The following is a 14631-nucleotide window of genomic DNA, read 5'->3' on the forward strand; positions in this document are numbered from 1 at the left end:
GACATCATTTTAACACCGGTCAAGGATAATAATGACATTCTTGATTTGACTTGTTTCTAGCGAGCAAAGCGAGCACTTAACGAGACTTTCCGCTGTGAGAAAAGTTCTAGAAATACTTGTATTTCTAGAACTCGGAATTTTTGAGAGTAAAACAGTTTGGGGAACTGTTTTAGCCTGAGCCTAGAAATTAAAAAGTGAAGAGGCTCAAAAATTAGTCATGGAGCTTCGAAGAAGTTCTCTGACGTCCGTACTCACTTAAGGAAAGTCTAAAAAAATACATTTTACAAAAGAATATCTTACAAAAAAGAGCGGAAGCTCTTTTTTTATTACCCACTCAAGCAAAAAGTAACTTTTCCCCTTGACAAGTTACCGCCTTAGGAGTATTATTTTCAGTGAAATACGGTAGGTGAGGCTACCACAAGGATACGGATGACTACCGCAAAGCAGTGGAGACACTACTCGTTGGTCAACAGTCCTGATCGCCAAGGTCAAGACTAAGCTCATTTCATCGCCTTGGGGAGCTAAAGCTTGAACGGTCCATTTTTTGACAGAATCTATTAAAAAATCAACCTCGAGTTTATAGAGTCTTACCTGTATATGGGTAGGACTCTTTTCTTTTGTCTGAGGTCCACCCACTATGTAAAAAAATGAAAGGAGAAACCTATGAGACTAATCGACGATCACCCCGAACCGCACCTAACCAGTCAATCGCTGATTAGTGTCTTAGGGACTCTATAAGTGATTGGCTCCTGATTAAATAAGGAGATTCCAATGTCAACAAATAAAGAAAGACTTATTGCTGCTCTTCAAGAGCCACTTGAAACAACCCTTACTCGCTACAAGACTCATTTGGATGGCTTGAAGGAAGACCAAGTAGAAGAAAACCGTGACCTTTATGGGGAAAATGTCATAACCAAAGGACAAGAGGATTCTATCATCAAAAAGATTTATGAATCTATCATCAATCCCTTTACTGTTATTCTCTTAGTCATTGCTCTGGTTTCCTTTATCACCAATGTCTGGCTTGCTAAACCGGGTGAAGAAGACCCAACGACTTCTATCATCATTGTCACTCTAGTTTTGATATCTGGTGGTATCCGTTTTATTCAAGAACTTCGTAGCGACAAGGCTGCCAGTAATTTGTCTCGCATGATTGTCAATACAGCAACAGTACTTCGAGATGGCAGTGAGCAAGAAATCCCAATTGATGAAATTGTGGTTGGAGATGTGGTCAAACTAAGTGCGGGAGATATGATTCCGGCTGATGTGGTCTTACTAGATTCTCGTGATTTCTTTGTTCAACAGTCTGGCTTGACAGGTGAAAGCGATGCTGTGGAAAAAGCTTGTCTGGCTAAAGCAGATGGTCAAAATCTAGAGAGCCTGCTTGAAAGTGAGAGCCTTGCTTTCATGGGAACTAATGTTATCTCTGGTCGTGCAACAGCCTTGGTTTTAGTTGTTGGTGATGAAACCATGATGGGAGCAATTGAGCAGACCATCAATACTTATGACGAACCAACTTCATTTGAACGTGAGATGAATTCCATTTCTTGGCTCTTGATTCGACTCATGTTGGTTATGGTTCCTGTTGTTTTTGTGATTAACGGTTTAACAGATGGGGACTGGCTTGAAGCCGGCGTCTTTGCCCTTAGTGTGGGAGTCGGTTTGACCCCAGAAATGTTGCCGATGATTATCACAGCCAGTCTTGCCAAGGGTTCTATCATTATGGCCAAGGAAAAGGTGGTCATCAAAAAGCTTAATGCTATTCAAGACCTAGGGGCTATCGACATCCTTTGTACGGATAAGACAGGAACCCTGACTCAGGATGAAATCGTTCTTGAGTACCCTCTTGATATCCATGGTGACCTTGACCTATCAGTACTTCGGAGAGCCTATCTTAATTCTTATTTCCAAACTGGCTTAAAAAATCTTATGGACCGTGCCATTATTAGCCGAACTGAAAGAGAAGCTAAGAAACATGACATCGTTCGTGACCTTGACCAGACCTTCCAAAAGATTGATGAGCTACCTTTTGATTTTGAACGTCGTCGCATGAGTGTCATTGTTCAAGACACTGATGGATCTGTTAGCATGGTGACAAAAGGTGCCCTTGAAGAAATGCTCTCTGTTTCTAACTATGTGGAATACAAGGGAGACATTATCCCATTAACTGACGATGTTCGTGAGGAAGTCCTTGCGGAAGTTGCACAGTTGAATGAACAAGGTTTGCGTGTTCTCGGTGTTAGCTACAAATCACAGCTTAATGAAAATGACGTCTTTAGTGTCGAAGATGAAAGTGATATGATTTTGACGGGATATCTTGCCTTCCTTGACCCACCAAAGCCATCAGCAGCACCTGCTATCAAGGCTTTGGCGGAATATGGTGTGACCACAAAAATTTTGACTGGAGACAATGATAAGGTGACACAGGCTGTCTGTGAAAAAGTTGGTCTAGATGTGACGCACATTCTACTTGGAAGTGATCTTGATACCATGTCAGATCAAGATTTGGCTAAGGCTGTGGAAACGACAACAGTCTTTGCTAAGTTATCTCCAGACCAAAAGGCACGAATTATCCTAAGCCTTAAGGAAAATGGGCATAAGGTAGGCTATATGGGTGATGGTATCAACGATGCCCCATCCATGAAGGTGTCAGATGTGGGGATTTCTGTGGATACAGCTGTTGATATCGCCAAAGAAACTGCAGATGCTATCTTGCTTGATAAGGATTTAATGGTCTTGGAAAAAGGTTTGGTTGAAGGACGGAAGGTCTATGCTAATATGACTAAATATATCAAGATGACCGTTTCTTCAAATTTCGGGAATATCTTTTCTCTCCTCTTTGCCAGCATTTTCTTACCATTTCTACCAATGGCACCTGTGCATTTGATTGTCCTAAATCTTGTCTATGATATCTCTTGTATCGCCCTTCCATTTGACAATGTGGACAAGGAATTTCTTAAAGAGCCACATATCTGGGAAGCCAAATCAATCATGCGTTTCATGGCTTGGATAGGACCTATTTCGTCCGTATTTGATATTTTGACATATATCTTGCTCTATTTCATCATTGTGCCAATGATTTTGGGGCATGGCTATGTTCATGGTTCACCAGAAGCAGCAGCCTTTATCATTATTTTCCAAACAGGTTGGTTTATCGAATCTATGTGGTCTCAAACCATGGTTATCCACATGTTACGTTCACCAAAACTACCATTTATTCAAAGTCACCCAGCACTATCAGTTGTTGTGACAACCTTATTTGCTGCTTTCTTTGTGACTTCTCTTCCATACAGTCCATTGGCTGGTCTCTTAAAACTCAGCCATCTAAACGGTCTCTATTTCATTCTCTTGTTTATCATCATTACTTTGTATATGCTTAGTGTTACCTTTGTGAAGCATATCTATATTAAGAAATACAAAGAATGGTTATAGGATAACTATACTTAGAAAAAGAGCGTCAGCTCTTTTTTCATTACCTTTCATTCTGCCAAAACCTTTTCATTTATGGTATAATAAGACGATTATGGATGGTGAGAAACTCTAATTTAGAATGTTGAAAAAGGGTCTCATTGAACAGAATCAATAGAAAATGGGGGAGTTTCTCTTGCTTAGGAGAAACTGTAAAGAGTGCTTTCTTTATTACATGGGGTAGTAGGAGAAAAGTACTAAAATTCACAATTAAGAGGGAATAAACACATGAGTAATTACGCTATTATCCTTGCTGCGGGTAAAGGAACTCGCATGAAATCAGATCTTCCAAAAGTATTGCACAAGGTTTCAGGTATCACCATGCTTGAGCATGTTTTCCGTGCAGTTTCAGCCATCGATCCAGTTAAAAACGTTACTGTTATTGGTCATAAGGCTGAGCTTGTTCGTGAGGTTTTGGAGGGTCAATCTGCCTTTACAATGCAAACAGAGCAGTTGGGGACTGGTCACGCAGTAATGATGGCTGAAGATGAGTTGGCTGGACTTGAAGGGCAAACGCTTGTCATTGCTGGGGATACGCCTTTGATTACAGGTGAAAGCCTCAAAAATCTTATTGACTTCCACGTTAATCATAAAAATGTTGCCACTATCCTGACAGCGACAGCGGACAATCCATTTGGCTATGGTCGTATCATCCGTAATGAAAATGGCGAAGTGACTAAGATTGTAGAGCAAAAAGATGCCAACAAGTTCGAACAACAAGTCAAAGAAATCAACACAGGGACTTATGTTTTTGACAATAAACGTCTCTTTGAAGCGTTAAAAAATATCAACACTAACAATGCGCAAGGAGAATATTATTTGACAGACGTCATTTCTATTTTCCGAGAAAATGGTGAAAAAGTAGGTGCCTTCACTCTTCGTGACTTTGAAGAAAGTCTTGGGGTTAACGACCGTGTTGCCCTGGCAACAGCGGAAGATGTCATGCGTCGTCGTATCAACAAGGCTCACATGGTCAATGGTGTAACCTTCCAAAATCCAAATGCCACATACATTGATGTAGATGTGGAAATTGAACCGGACGTTGTGGTTGAAGCAAATGTGACACTAAAAGGTCAAACAAAGATTGGTGCAGAGTCAGTGCTTACCAATGGTACCTACATTGTTGACTCTACAATCGGTGCCCACACAGTCATCACCCACTCTATGATTGAGCATTCAGTGGTTGAAGATGGTGTTACTATTGGACCATTTGCTCATGTTCGCCCTGACTCTACGCTTAAGAAAGACGTTCACATTGGGAACTTTGTTGAGGTTAAGGGATCAACTATCGGTGAAAATACCAAGGCTGGACACTTAACTTATATTGGCAATGCGGAAGTCGGCTCTAATGTTAACTTTGGTGCAGGTACTATAACAGTCAATTACGATGGTCAACATAAGTTCAAGACACAAATTGCCGATAACGTCTTTATCGGAAGTAATTCAACCTTGATTGCTCCGCTTGAAATCGGAGATAGTGCCCTCACAGCGGCCGGTTCGACCATCACTGAAAATGTACCAGCTGACTGTGTAGCCATTGGGCGTGGTCGTCAAGTCAATAAAGAGGGTTATGCGGTGAAGAAACCTCATCACCCAAGTCAGCGATAAGGCTTTATGAAGGTCACCTAATGGCGACTTTTTAGGCATCACATCAATTAAGTGGTAAGAAAAAAGGAGGAAAGCCATGAAATACGAAGAAAAAACATTAACACGCGACTCAAAATTTAAAGGAAATATTTTTGAGGTAGCTGTAGACGAGGTCCTTTTACCAGATGGTAAGACGTCTCGTCGTGAGCTCATTTTCCATAGGGGAGCTGTGGCCGTTTTAGCGGTTACTCCAGAAGGTAAACTTGTTATTGTTAAGCAATACCGCAAGGCTATTGAAGATGTATCGTATGAAATCCCTGCGGGTAAATTGGAAGTTGGCGAGGCTGGTGATGAAAAGGATGCGGCAGCACGTGAACTTGAAGAGGAAACCCAATATCAGGGTGATTTAGAGTTGATTTATGAATTTTACACTGCCATTGGTTTTTGTAATGAGAAAATTAAACTCTATGTGGCGACTAATCTAAAACCTGTTGAGAATCCTCGTCCACTTGATGATGATGAATTCCTTGAAATTTTTGAGTTGACCTATGACGAGTGTATGGAGTTGGTGAAATCAGGTGAGATTAAAGATGCTAAAACTATTCTTGCACTCCAGTACTATGCACTCCACTTTGGGGGAAAATAAGTTATGGGGAGACCGCTGTTAACTGACGATATCATTGAGCAGGCCAAGCGTGGGGAAATTGATTTAACTGACCACCCTTCTTATCAGGGCTACGATGAAGACTTTTATGATGAGGCCTTTGATGCTGATTATGAGCCTTCTACCTACAAGAGTCGTCGGATTGAAAATGCGAAACGCAACCAGTTTCAGCACAAACTCAATCGTATTCTCTTTTGGGTAGTCGTCCTCTTGATTATCCTCTTCATCGCTGTCTTTTATTTCTAATAATAGTCTAGGCTAGTTAGGCCTAATTCTCTTATGACAAGTGATTCACGCAAGATTACAAGCTAAAAAGGAACTATATGAAAATTGGAATTATCGCTGCCATGGAGCAGGAATTGGTGCTTCTAGTGGAGCAATTGGAAAATAAGGTTGAGGAAACCGTTCTTGGAAATACCTACTACACAGGGCGTTTGGGCAAACACGATGTGGTTTTGGTCCAATCAGGTGTTGGTAAGGTCATGTCAGCCATGTCTGTGGCTGTTTTGGCGGACCACTTTGAAGTTGAGGCCCTCATTAATACTGGCTCTGCAGGGGCAGTAGCGCCTGGTCTAAAGATTGGTGATGTGGTCGTGGCTTCAAAGTTGGCTTATCACGATGTTGATTTGACAGCCTTTGGCTATGATTACGGCCAAATGTCTATGCAGCCACTATATTTCGAGAGTGATGCAAGCTTCGTGACGACCTTTGAGAAGGTTTTGGCTCAAGCGTCAATTGACAGTAAGATTGGTCTTATCGCTACTGGTGATAGCTTTATTGCTGGTCAGGGCAAGATTGATGCCATTAAGGGGCATTTCCCAGAGGTTTTGGCTGTTGAAATGGAAGGGGCGGCTATTGCTCAGGCAGCTCACAGTGTCAAGAAACCTTTTATCGTTGTGCGTGCCATGAGTGATACAGCAGCTCACGATGCCAATCTTACCTTTGACGAATTTATTATTCAGGCAGGGAAACAATCTGCTGCCATCTTGATAGACTTTTTGGAAGAACTTGACTAAATTGTTATCACACAATCCCTAAAAGCTACAGAAATTTAACCTGGGTTTTAGGTAAATTAGAAACTATTTGACAATTATTAATTATTTTCTTCTCATAATTGAATATTTTTGAAAATATTTTATAATATCACGAAAACACTAGCAATTGAGTTTAAAAGCTTTATTGTTAGTGTTTTTTGTGTGTTTTAGAAAAATTTTAGTAAAATTTAGTGCTTTTTTCTTACAAAACAGGAAAAAGTGTTGCACAATTTACAAAAATGTTAATTAATTGTGACTTACATCTTGCAAAAAATTAGAATAGGAGTATAATGCTGGTTGGGAAAGATAAAAATGTTTTGTAAATGGAGGATATTATGAATAGGTTATTTAGTGATTCGAAGCAACGCTTTTCCATCCGTAAATTTTCAGTCGGTATTGCATCCGTTTTGATTTCAACTGCAATTTTTGGTATTGGTACAGCACAAGCCGATCAGGTGACAGAGGTTTCTAGTCAACCCGCTACAGATGTGGTGAATGTCTCAGCAAATCAGTCATCATCAGAGGTTACAGTGCCATCAGTACCAACTACAGCAGTAAGTACTGAAAATACAGGTACATCAGTTGATGTTCCTAAGAGTGGTAAAGTAGACAGTCCAGTAGCTTCATCTGTCAGTTCAGAACAGGTTGAAGCTCCACATGGAAATGTGAGTAGCGAAGCATCAAATAGCTCTACAGCTTCAAATGCCACTGGTGTAACTAGTGAGCGTTCAGCTAGTGATTCAGCAAGTGTTGCTGATCACAATTCAGCTGAACATGAAGCACCTGTAGAGGCTAAGAAATTGACGAATAGTAGTACTCCTACTAGTACTTCTGATACTCAAATAACCAAAACGGGAACTGAAATTCATGTTCAAAACCCTAATGTTGAGCTTCAATTTCCAGACGGAAATAGTATTTACTCAAGAAGTAAGGTTGTTTATCATGATATTTTATTCCCTAACGATATAGCTATTAATTCAGGTGACAAAGTTGTCTTCACTCTTCCAAGTGAATTGCAATTTAAGACAAGCTATAGTGTAAATGTTTACAACCCTAATAACGAAGTTGTTGGTATTGCTCAGGTAGATCCTAAGAATAACAGCGTTGTAACCACATTTAATCATTATTTCGAAGATCACCCTATTGGGAAATATATGAATTTAGAGTTAGATACACTCTATTCAGAAGCTCTCAAAGGTGGCGAAAAATTGCACCTCAATTTCAATGGTCATGTCGTTAATGTGACAGTTGGTTCTGCAAATCCTATCCCTGGTGACGAAGTCATTGCTAAATGGGGTAGTCAGGACAAGAATGATCCAACCCTAATTAACTGGGGAATGCGTCTCAATTATGCAAGACGTGTGTTGAATAATCTTCAATTGATCGATACTTGGTCTGATAATCAAAGATTTGTTGATAATTCTTTAGAGTTGCGTTACATTGATTCTGCTGAGCCATGGGTTGATAAGGGTTCAGCCATGGAATTGATTAAGAGTTTCTCTCACGACGATACTAAATTTGAGTTAAATCTTGGTCGTTTGGACCGTATGGTTTATGTTTGGTATCAGACACGATTGACCAACCCAGCATCAGATTCTAATAATCCTACCAATAAAGTTGACCTTCATGCAGATGTTGAGTCAAAAACATATACTTCTGAAGTACGTTTGGTTGGGGGCCTTGGAAATGTCGGCGGTGAACAAGAAGTACGTTTCAATCTTGAATTAGCCAAAGAGTTGGCAGGTAGAGCCTTGAAAGATAAGGAATTCACCTTCAAATTGGTTGATATGACAGATAATAAGATGGTTGATCTTGGTGAAACAACCAATGATGCCACTGGTAAAATTGTCTTCTCAAATCTTGTTCTTAACCAACCTGGTACCTACCACTATCGTGTGACAGAAGTTCCTGGTAATGATAGTGATGTCGTTTATGATAAGCTTCAAGCTGATGTGACTGTCCAAGTGGCTAGAGAAACCACAGATGGCCGAGAAAAATTAGTGGCCAAAGTGGTTTATCCAGATGACGTTATCTTCAACAATAAATTGGTCACACCAGCCAAAGCTAAGATTCAATTTAGCAAGGAATTGAGCAAGTCAGGTGTAAATCAAGCTTTGACTGCTAATGAATTCCAATTTGTCCTCAAGGATAGCGCTGGTAATGTTGTCCAAACTGTAGGTAATACAGCAGACGGTCATGTTAACTTTAGCGAATTGACTTTCGACAAGGTTGGTACTTACAACTATACCGTTGAAGAAGTTGCAGGTAAGGATGACGCTATCGTCTATGATACGATGAAAGCTGCTGTTTCTATCACTGTGACACGTGATGGGGATGCTCTTGTTTCAACAGTTGTTAATCCAAAAGATACTATCTTTAACAACAAGTTTGCGACTCCAGCTCAAGCCTCTATCCAGTTCAGTAAGGAATTGAGCAAAGCAGGTGTTAACCAAGCCTTGACTGCTGATGAATTCCAATTTGTCCTCAAGGATGAAAAAGGTAATGTTGTTCAAACTGTAGGTAATACAGCAGATGGTCGTGTTGCCTTTAGTAACCTTAGCTTTGAAAAACCAGGTACCTACACTTATACTGTTGAAGAAGTCAAAGGTAATAACGAAGACATCATCTATGATGGTATGAAAGCAAAGGTATCAATTACCGTGACACGTGACGGAGAAGCCCTAGTATCAACCGTTACAAATCCAAAAGACACTATCTTCAATAACTATGTCAAAGAATTGAAACCAGCTAAAGCTAAATTCGTATTGACTAAAGTTCTTGCAGGTCGTCAACTTCAAGATGGTGAGTTTAGCTTCGTCCTCAAAGATGAAAAAGGTAATATTGTCCAAACTGTGACTAACGATGCTAAAGGTAACATCAACTTTGACAGTATTAACTATGATAAACCAGGTGTTTATTACTACACTGTCGAAGAAGTCAAAGGTTACGAATCTAATGTGGTTTATGACAGCATGGTAGCTAAACTTAAAGTGACGGTTACTAAGAGTGTTGGTGATAAGGAAAACTTGCTCGTAGCAGCAGTTGTCCTTCCTTTGGATACAGAATTTAACAATAGTTACATTCCACCAAAATCTCCAAAACCACAAACACCACCAACTCCAACAAGACCACCACATGTTCCACAAAAACCATCAGTGGTTTCTACAACTTCATCAGTGAACCCACAACCAGCTAAGCCAGTTCAATCTTCTGTGAAATCAGGACCTCAACTTCCAGAAACTGGTCAAGCCAGTGATAAAGCCTTGCTTGCTCTTGGAGTGGCAGCAGAAGTAGCTGCAGTCATGGGTATAGCCTATAACCGCCGTCGTAAAGACATTTAAGGTGATAACTAAAAAACAGCTTGAAACTTTTGTTTCAAGTTGTTTTTGCTTTTTCAAATTTGCAATTGTTATACTAGGATACGAACTCAATATAGGGAGTCTTAAGGAGTAAAATAAACTGTTTTTTGAAGATGTCAGGTGGTGTTGGAAATTCTTGAGAAATCCATAGTTGGATGATGTTAAGGATATTGAGGAGAAATAATTCTTGTAAGAAAGGCTTTGGCATTTGAAGGTCTACCTCTGTTGGACTTATATTTTCTTTGAGCCATTTTCCATAAGTGATTTGCAAGAAGCTTCGCCAACTTGGATCAGCTGCGGTCGTGTAAAGACATCTTAGCCAGGTTCTTTTAGAGTAAAGTAAGGGAATAATATTATCGCAAAAGAGTGTGATTGGATCTTTAGTGGTTAGATCCTGTTCGATATGAGAATGGATATCGGCATCAATCATTTCATGAATATACTGAATTAATTCATTATAATTGTTAAAATGATTTTGATAAATAGACTGCCTAGATATGCCTGCCTCCTTAGCTATTTGGGTTAAGGTAAAGTGAGTGCTAGAAGGGTGTTTAGAAGCGAGCGAGAAGAAGGCATTGATAATATTTTCTCTTGTTCCTTTAGGCATAAGAATCTCCTTAGTCTTTTATAATTTTATTATATTGAAATGCTTTTCAAAATCAATAGTCATACTAGTAAAAGAGGGAGAAAAAGCTGACACCGTGTAAATTTGTGAGGTCTATCTATCCGATAAATTGAGAATTTCCTATGAGAAAGAGTAGGTTGGAGATTAGGCTTAGTTGTAGCAGTTACAGATTTAGAGATAACTTTTTTTGGGAAAGGTCATTGACAGGACGTCATGTTTTTACTATTGATTGCATCGTTCTTGAGGCTTAATATAACTATAATACAAAGGAAAGAAGGTAATGCTGATGTTGGTTTGGCGAGTTGTGACGGTGGTGGAATTGCTTGTGTTTGCCCTTTTGGTAGCCTTTATCTTGCTTAGACCAGCAGATGCAACAGGTGTTGATAATAGCCTGACTATGCAGCTAATCAGTCTTGGTTTGATTGCCTTCTTATACTTGCCATTTCTCATAGGTCAAGTTATCTGGTACATTATCCTAAAAACAAGAAAGTCGTCTACCTCTCTCTGATGGTTAAGAGAGAGCTCTTACTATATATTAAGAAAGTAAATGACTATCACTACGATATTATAAATTAAAGAGGCAGAAATTGATTTTCTGTCTCTTTATATCTTTTATCATCATGAGTTTAGTGTTTTTTCCTTGATTTTGAGAGCTTTTTAAGACTTGAGGAGCCAGCTTCCAGATGAAATTTCGTCCAAATTAGGCTATAATTGTTAATATGAAAGTTCTACTTTATCTTGAAGGAAAATCGGTTCTTGAAAAATCAGGAATTGGTCGGGCTCTCCACCATCAGATGCATGCCTTGGACTTGGCGGGGATTCCCTATACAACAGACATCTTGGGTGATTACGATGTTGTTCATATCAATACTTACGGACCACGTAGTTTGATGTTGTTGCATGCCGCAAAACGTCGTGGCAAAAAAGTCATCATGCATGGTCATTCAACTCGTGAGGACTTTGAAAATTCATTCATCGGCTCCAACTTGATGGCCCCTCTTTTTGGGAAATACTTGGCCCACATGTATCAAAAGGCTGACTACGTGATTACGCCATCTGAGTATTCCAAAAAGTTGATTCAGTCTTACGGGGTGACTACGCCGATTATTGCTGTTTCAAATGGTATTGATTTGAAAAAATACGGCAAGGACCCACACAAGGAAAAAGTCTTCCGTGACTATTTTGGCATTAAGGAAGGACAGCCAGTTGTGATTTGTGCTGGCCTTTATTTTCAACGTAAGGGGATCGAAGACTTTGTCAAGGTTGCTGAGAAGTTGCCTCATGTTCGATTCATCTGGTTAGGCAGTATCAGTAAGTGGTTGATTCCTAAGAAAATTCGAGACATTGTCAATGGTAAGCATCCTGATAATGTCAGCTTCCCAGGTTATTTTAAGGGAGCGGTTTTTCAGGGGGCTATGAGTGGCGCCAGTGCTTTCTTTTTCCCATCTTACGAGGAAACAGAAGGAATTGTGGTACTTGAAGCCTTTGCTAGTTATCAGCATGTGGTCTTGCGTGACATTCCAGTTTATGAGGGCTGGGTTGACGACACGGCTGCCACATTTGGACATAATGTGGATGAATTTGTAGTGGCCTTGCAAGATGTTATTGATGGTAAAGTGGACAAACGTGAAGCAGGGTACAAGGTTGCGGAAAGTCGCTCGATTGATGATGTGGCTCAGAAACTTGTAGAAGCCTACAAAGAAGTATTGGAGATTTAAATGCGTATCGGATTGTTTACAGATACCTATTTTCCACAGGTATCCGGTGTTGCGACGAGCATTCGCACATTGAAGACGCAGTTGGAAAAAATGGGGCATACGGTCTTTATCTTTACAACAACTGATAAGGATGTTGATCGCTATGAGGATTGGCAGATTGTCCGTATTCCTAGTGTGCCTTTCTTTGCCTTTAAGGACCGACGTGTGGCTTATCGTGGCTTTTCTAAGGCACTGGAGATTGCCAAGCAATACAAGCTAGATATTATTCATACGCAGACTGAATTTTCTTTGGGTCTCCTTGGAATTGCGATTGCGCGTGAACTCAAGATTCCTGTCGTGCATACCTATCATACGCAATACGAGGACTACGTTCGCTACATTGCCAAGGGAATGGTGATTCGACCAAGCATGGTTAAGTACATTGTTCGTGGCTTTATGAGTGATTTGGATGGGGTCATTTGTCCAAGTGAAATTGTTTACGACCTTCTCCTTAAGTATAAGATAGCAGCTGAGAAACGTGTTATTCCAACTGGTATTGAACTTGAAAAATTCCAACGCCCAGAAATCACCGAAGAGGATAAGGCGGACTTGAGAGCCAAACTTGGTATTGCTTCTGATGAGATTATGTTGCTGAGTCTTTCCCGTATTTCTTATGAGAAAAATATTCAGGCAATACTAGCAGCATTACCATCTGTCTTAAAGGAGGAAGAAAAGGTTCGTCTGGTTGTTGCCGGTGCTGGGCCTTATCTGGAAGACCTTAAGTCGCAGACTGCTAAACTTGGTATTGAGGACAAGGTGATTTTCACTGGTATGATTGCGCCTAGTGAGACGGCACTTTATTATAAGGCTGCTGACTTCTTTATTTCAGCATCAACCAGTGAGACTCAGGGCTTGACCTATCTGGAAGCCTTGGCAAGTGGTACCCCAGTTATTGCGCATGGTAATCTTTATTTGGATAATGTGATTACAGACCAAATGTTTGGAACACTTTATTATCATGATAATGACTTGGCGGGTGCTATTTTGGAAGCAGCCATTGCAACACCTCAAAAAGATGAGAATAAGTGGTCTAAAAAGCTCTATGAGATTTCTGCAGAAAACTTTGGAAAACGTGTTTATGAGTACTATTTGGATTTGACCATTTCTAAGGATTTCCACAATGATTTGAATGGTGAAGATAGTACTATGAAACGCTTGACTCGCATGGTGACCTATCTACCTACGAAGGCTATCACCCTGCCTGTTAACGGCTCTGTTCGCATCCTCAAAGGGTCCGCCAAGCAGGTCAAGAAAATCCGCAATATTACAAGACTTTTGGATTAAGTAAGTGCTTAGCTTTTCATCGTTTTACAAAAATCTGAGAATTGCTTCATAAAAGAGATAATTAGCTTGAAAAATTACAGTTTCATGCTATAATAACGCATAGAGACATATCAGTCATGAGAAATCTTTTAGAGAGCGTGTGGTGCTGGAAATCACGCAGAGGACATGATTGGGACTACTCGATAACTTTTTATGCAAACATAAAACGGTGGCCACGTTAGAGCCAATCAGAGGTGTAGGACAAACTCGTTTTTTGTCGTACACGAACTAAGGTGGAACCACGTTGCGACGTCCTTTCGAGGATGTCGTTTTTATGTTGTATGAGGGTGCTTTAACAATTTTAGACGGTCTAGTTTAGCTAGGAATTTTTACTTTGTGACTCATGCTCTCTCTTTGATTACTGCCAGAGCTATCTAGAGCACAAGGTGATACTATCTTTTTAGTTGAAGGAGAATATGATGGGGTTCAAATTTGAAGCTATCAAGGCCTACTTGATTGACCACGGTGTGGATGCTAGTCTTGCTGAGACCATGCACGCTATCTATGCTACTAGGAGAATCGGTAGGTCAACCTTTGCTAATTTCCTAATTGTTTTTACAGAAACAGAGGGTTTGATTATTTCTATTACTCTTTTAGGAAAATTAGGAGATATTATCGCCAAATTTCCTGAAGAGACGATTATGTCTTATCAGTTAAAAAAACGCTTGTTTATTGGTTACAAACTTCGCCTATTTCTAACTGATGGTAAGGAGATGGACTTTAATGTCAACAAGATATTGATTGGAGCGGGTTGGCATAATACGGAATTGCAAAGCATCCTAGAAACAAACTACTACAACAAAAATAATTAATA

The 14631-nt window shown here is 40.0% G+C and carries 11 protein-coding genes and 1 riboswitch; of the genes, 10 read left to right on the forward strand and 1 reads right to left on the reverse strand.

Annotated elements, in window-relative coordinates; translation table 11 throughout:
- Positions 1–391: 391 nt before the first annotated feature.
- Positions 392–547: riboswitch (M-box (ykoK) riboswitch) on the forward strand.
- A gap of 224 nt (positions 548–771) precedes the next feature.
- The 6 genes from mgtA to HMPREF0848_RS01025 all read left to right on the forward strand — a co-directional run bounded on the left by mgtA (position 772) and on the right by HMPREF0848_RS01025 (position 10094).
- Entirely contained in the window at positions 772–3432 is a 2661-nt protein-coding gene (gene mgtA / locus HMPREF0848_RS01000; protein ID WP_008534046.1) for a magnesium-translocating P-type ATPase, read from the forward strand.
- A gap of 264 nt (positions 3433–3696) precedes the next feature.
- The gene (gene glmU / locus HMPREF0848_RS01005) at positions 3697–5076 is read left to right on the forward strand and encodes a bifunctional UDP-N-acetylglucosamine diphosphorylase/glucosamine-1-phosphate N-acetyltransferase GlmU (RefSeq protein ID WP_008534047.1); all 1380 of its coding nucleotides are present in this window, start codon (positions 3697–3699) and stop codon (positions 5074–5076) included.
- A gap of 76 nt (positions 5077–5152) precedes the next feature.
- The gene (locus tag HMPREF0848_RS01010) at positions 5153–5701 is read left to right on the forward strand and encodes an NUDIX hydrolase (protein WP_002889100.1); all 549 of its coding nucleotides are present in this window, start codon (positions 5153–5155) and stop codon (positions 5699–5701) included.
- A 3-nt stretch (positions 5702–5704) separates the two neighbouring features.
- Positions 5705–5965, forward strand: a complete 261-nt coding sequence (macP, locus tag HMPREF0848_RS01015; protein WP_002889099.1) for a cell wall synthase accessory phosphoprotein MacP — start codon at positions 5705–5707, stop codon at positions 5963–5965.
- Positions 5966–6042: 77 nt separating this feature from the next.
- Positions 6043–6735, forward strand: coding sequence for a 5'-methylthioadenosine/adenosylhomocysteine nucleosidase (locus HMPREF0848_RS01020; protein ID WP_008534049.1), 693 nt, complete (start codon positions 6043–6045; stop codon positions 6733–6735).
- A gap of 353 nt (positions 6736–7088) precedes the next feature.
- Positions 7089–10094 carry a Spy0128 family protein gene (locus tag HMPREF0848_RS01025; protein WP_037608732.1) on the forward strand — a complete coding sequence of 1002 codons (3006 nt, stop codon included), beginning with the start codon at positions 7089–7091 and terminating at the stop codon, positions 10092–10094.
- A gap of 73 nt (positions 10095–10167) precedes the next feature.
- Here HMPREF0848_RS01025 and HMPREF0848_RS01030 read toward each other — a convergent pair whose 3' ends face one another.
- Entirely contained in the window at positions 10168–10719 is a 552-nt protein-coding gene (locus HMPREF0848_RS01030; RefSeq protein WP_008534052.1) for a TetR/AcrR family transcriptional regulator, read from the reverse strand.
- 304 nt (positions 10720–11023) lie between these two features.
- Here HMPREF0848_RS01030 and HMPREF0848_RS01035 point away from each other — a divergent pair, with 304 nt between their 5' ends.
- From HMPREF0848_RS01035 to HMPREF0848_RS01050, 4 genes are all read left to right on the forward strand, one after another.
- Entirely contained in the window at positions 11024–11245 is a 222-nt protein-coding gene (locus HMPREF0848_RS01035) for a DUF3923 family protein (RefSeq protein ID WP_021152180.1), read from the forward strand.
- A gap of 211 nt (positions 11246–11456) precedes the next feature.
- Positions 11457–12455, forward strand: coding sequence for a glycosyltransferase family 4 protein (locus tag HMPREF0848_RS01040; protein WP_008534054.1), 999 nt, complete (start codon positions 11457–11459; stop codon positions 12453–12455).
- Positions 12456–13778: a glycosyltransferase family 4 protein gene (locus tag HMPREF0848_RS01045; RefSeq protein ID WP_008534055.1), complete on the forward strand. Its 1323-nt coding sequence runs from the start codon at positions 12456–12458 to the stop codon at positions 13776–13778.
- A 458-nt stretch (positions 13779–14236) separates the two neighbouring features.
- Positions 14237–14629, forward strand: a complete 393-nt coding sequence (locus HMPREF0848_RS01050; protein ID WP_037608735.1) for a hypothetical protein — start codon at positions 14237–14239, stop codon at positions 14627–14629.
- Positions 14630–14631 lie beyond the last annotated feature (2 nt).

Source organism: Streptococcus sp. C150 (genome assembly GCF_000187445.1).
Taxonomy (GTDB): Bacteria; Bacillota; Bacilli; order Lactobacillales; family Streptococcaceae; genus Streptococcus; species Streptococcus raffinosi.

Excerpts from the sequence above, each read along its gene's own strand:
- HMPREF0848_RS01045 (WP_008534055.1), top strand. The coding sequence starts at position 12,456 with ATGCGTATCGGATTGTTTACAGATACCTATTTTCCACAGGTATCCGGT.
- HMPREF0848_RS01030 (WP_008534052.1), bottom strand. The coding sequence starts at position 10,719 with ATGCCTAAAGGAACAAGAGAAAATATTATCAATGCCTTCTTCTCGCTC.
- HMPREF0848_RS01025 (WP_037608732.1), top strand. The coding sequence starts at position 7,089 with ATGAATAGGTTATTTAGTGATTCGAAGCAACGCTTTTCCATCCGTAAA.
- mgtA (WP_008534046.1), top strand. The coding sequence starts at position 772 with ATGTCAACAAATAAAGAAAGACTTATTGCTGCTCTTCAAGAGCCACTT.
- HMPREF0848_RS01010 (WP_002889100.1), top strand. The coding sequence starts at position 5,153 with ATGAAATACGAAGAAAAAACATTAACACGCGACTCAAAATTTAAAGGA.
- glmU (WP_008534047.1), top strand. The coding sequence starts at position 3,697 with ATGAGTAATTACGCTATTATCCTTGCTGCGGGTAAAGGAACTCGCATG.
- HMPREF0848_RS01050 (WP_037608735.1), top strand. The coding sequence starts at position 14,237 with ATGGGGTTCAAATTTGAAGCTATCAAGGCCTACTTGATTGACCACGGT.
- macP (WP_002889099.1), top strand. The coding sequence starts at position 5,705 with ATGGGGAGACCGCTGTTAACTGACGATATCATTGAGCAGGCCAAGCGT.
- HMPREF0848_RS01035 (WP_021152180.1), top strand. The coding sequence starts at position 11,024 with ATGTTGGTTTGGCGAGTTGTGACGGTGGTGGAATTGCTTGTGTTTGCC.
- HMPREF0848_RS01020 (WP_008534049.1), top strand. The coding sequence starts at position 6,043 with ATGAAAATTGGAATTATCGCTGCCATGGAGCAGGAATTGGTGCTTCTA.
- HMPREF0848_RS01040 (WP_008534054.1), top strand. The coding sequence starts at position 11,457 with ATGAAAGTTCTACTTTATCTTGAAGGAAAATCGGTTCTTGAAAAATCA.